At 63.8% G+C, this 2,227-nt stretch carries 1 protein-coding gene; it reads left to right on the top strand.

Features of this window, described 5'->3' with window-relative positions:
- Positions 1 to 2,227 (top strand): non-ribosomal peptide synthetase (locus A5752_RS04665; protein ID WP_156613615.1); only part of this gene is annotated, 2,227 nt, incomplete at both ends.

Raw genomic sequence — 2,227 nt, 5'->3', positions numbered from 1 at the left:
CGGTTGGTTTCCCGGTCGCGGGGCGGCGTGATCCGGCTTTGGATGAGTTGGTGGGCTTTTTCGTCAACACGTTGGTGCTGCGTGTTGATGTTGGTGAAAATCCCAGTGTTGCTGAGTTGTTGGCGCAGGTGCGGGCGCGCAGTTTGGCTGCCTATGAGCATCAGGATGTGCCTTTTGAGGTTCTTGTTGAGCGGCTCAATCCGACTCGCAGCTTGACTCATTCGCCGTTGGTTCAGGTGATGTTGGGTTGGCAGAACTGGCAGGGCGCTGAGTCGGTCGGGCTTGGTTTAGGTGATGTGCAGGTCACTCCGGAGTCGGTGAATACGCGTACTGCGCGGATGGATCTGACGTTTGGGTTGGGTGAGCGTTGGGATGAGGCCGGTGCGGCTGCGGGCATCGGTGGGGAGGTGGAGTTCCGCACCGATGTGTTCGACGCCGCCAGTATTGAGACGCTTGTGGAGCGGTTGCGGCGGGTGTTGTCGGCGATGGTCGCTGATCCGGCTCAGCGGTTGTCGGCGGTCGATGTTGCCGATGCCGGTGAGCATGTCGAGTTGTTCGGGTGGGGTAATCAGGCGGCGTTGAGTGAGCCTGGTGCGCCGTTGATGTCGATTCCGGCGTTGTTTGGTGTGCAGGTGGCGCGATCGCCGGAGGCGGTGGCGTTGTCGTGTGAGGGCCGCTCGTTGACTTATGGCGAGTTGGATGTGGCGTCGTCTGGCCTGGCGCAGGTGTTGGCCGCGGCCGGTGTGGCTGCCGGTGATCGGGTGGGGTTGTTGTTGCCCCGCTCGGTTGAGGCGGTGGTGGCGATGCTGGCGGTGCTCAAGTGCGCGGCGGTGTATGTGCCGTTGGATCCGGCTCATCCTGAGGCGCGTACCGAATTTGTGCTCGGTGATGCTGGGCCGGCAGCGGTGGTGACCACGGCGGGTTTGCGCTCGCGGGTGGATGGGCTCGGTGTGCAGGTTGTCGATATCGATGATGTGGTGCTCGATTCGCTGCCCGTTGGGGGTGGGGATTTGTCAGCGCCCTCGCCCGATGATGAGGCCTATGTGATCTACACCTCGGGCACCACCGGTGTGCCCAAGGGGGTGGCGGTAGCGCACCGCAACGTGGCCCAGTTGTTGGACACCTTGGATGCCGATGTGGAGTTGGCGGGTCAGGTGTGGACGCAGTGCCATTCGCTGGCCTTCGATTTCTCGGTATGGGAGATCTGGGGGGCGCTGCTGCATGGCGGGCGGTTGGTGATCGTGCCCGATGCGGTGGTGCGTTCTCCTGAGGAACTTCATGCGTTGCTGGTCAGCGAGCAGGTCGGGGTGTTGAGTCAGACCCCCTCGGCGTTTTATGCATTGCAAAGCGCTGATGGGCTGCAGCCGGAGTTGGGTCAGCAACTGAAGCTGCAGACGGTGGTCTTCGGTGGGGAAGCCCTAGAGCCGCATCGCCTTCGGTCGTGGTTGCACAACCATCCCGGTTCCCCGCGGTTGATCAATATGTACGGGATCACCGAGACGACGGTGCACGCGTCGTTTAGGGAGATCGTCGAGGCCGACATCGACAGCACGGTCAGCCCGATCGGGGTGCCGTTGGCGCATCTGGGCTTTTTCGTCCTCGATGGGTGGTTGCGTCCGGTGCCGGTCGGTGTGGTCGGTGAGTTGTATGTCGCCGGTGGCGGGCTCAGCCACGGATACACCGGGCGTGCGGGGTTGAGTGCGACGCGGTTTGTGGCCTGCCCGTTCGCCGGTGCCGGCGCGCGGATGTATCGCACTGGAGATCTGGTGCGCTGGGGCGCGGATGGACAGTTGCAGTATGTGGGCCGTGCCGATGAGCAGGTCAAGATCCGCGGCTATCGCATCGAGCTCGGTGAGGTGCAAGCAGCCCTGGCCGCTGTCGACGGGGTCACCCAAGCCGTCGTGATCGCCCGCGAGGACCAGCCAGGAGATAAGCGCCTCGTCGGTTACGTCACCGGCACCGTGGAGCCAACCAAGGCCCGCGCCGCCCTGGCCGAACGGCTCCCCACCTACATGGTGCCCGCCGCGGTCGTGGTCCTTGAAACGCTGCCATTGACCGTCAACGGCAAACTCGACACCCGCGCCCTGCCCGCACCCGAATACCAAACCACCGACCGCTACCGCGCCCCGGCCAACGCCGTAGAAGAAATCCTGGCCGGCATCTACGCCCAAGTACTCGGTATCGAACGCGTCGGCGTCGACGAATCCTTCTTCGAACTCGGCGGGGA

It is taken from the genome of Mycobacterium sp. 852002-51961_SCH5331710, from assembly GCF_001665535.1.
In the GTDB taxonomy this organism is placed as follows: Bacteria; Actinomycetota; Actinomycetes; order Mycobacteriales; family Mycobacteriaceae; genus Mycobacterium.
The sequence above is the reverse complement of the archived record's forward strand: the minus strand, read 5'-3'. Positions and strand labels throughout refer to the sequence as shown.